This window comes from Psychrobacter sp. 1U2, assembly GCF_051847575.1.
Genome location: NZ_JBPYDC010001888.1, coordinates 1 through 504 on the forward strand (window position 1 = coordinate 1; position 504 = coordinate 504).

Genomic DNA, 504 nt, shown 5'->3' on the forward strand with positions numbered 1-504 from the left:
TCAGCGTCAGTCACCTATTGATGATAAAGAAATAGAAAACTTTCTAGCTCGTAAAGAGCTGGATTTGTTTGCGACGACAGATAAATTACAGGCTTATAAAGACGCTGATTATGTACTAATAGCAACTCCTACGAACTATGATACAGATACCAACTCTTTTGATACCAGTAGCGTCGAGGCGGTAATTAACGATGTATTGGCAGTTAATGCTGATACTCTTATTATCATAAAATCTACCATTCCTGTGGGCTTTACGCAAAAAACGAAAAAGAAGCTAGGCATTGATAACCTTATCTTTGCTCCTGAGTTTCTGCGAGAAGGTAAAGCGCTGTATGATAATCTATATCCCTCACGTATTATCGTTGGTGAGCAGTCAGAGCGGGCTGCAGTATATGCCAATATAGTTGCAGCCTGTGCGGTTAAAGAAGACATTGATATTTTATTGACCAATAGCGCCGAAGCAGAAGCCATCAAGTTATTTGCCAATACTTATCTTGCGCTGCG

The 504-nt window shown here is 40.1% G+C and carries 1 protein-coding gene; it reads left to right on the plus strand.

The window, feature by feature from the left end:
• Positions 1-504 (plus strand): UDP-glucose 6-dehydrogenase family protein (locus tag ACS8FD_RS24965; protein ID WP_459252197.1); only part of this gene is annotated, 504 nt, incomplete at both ends.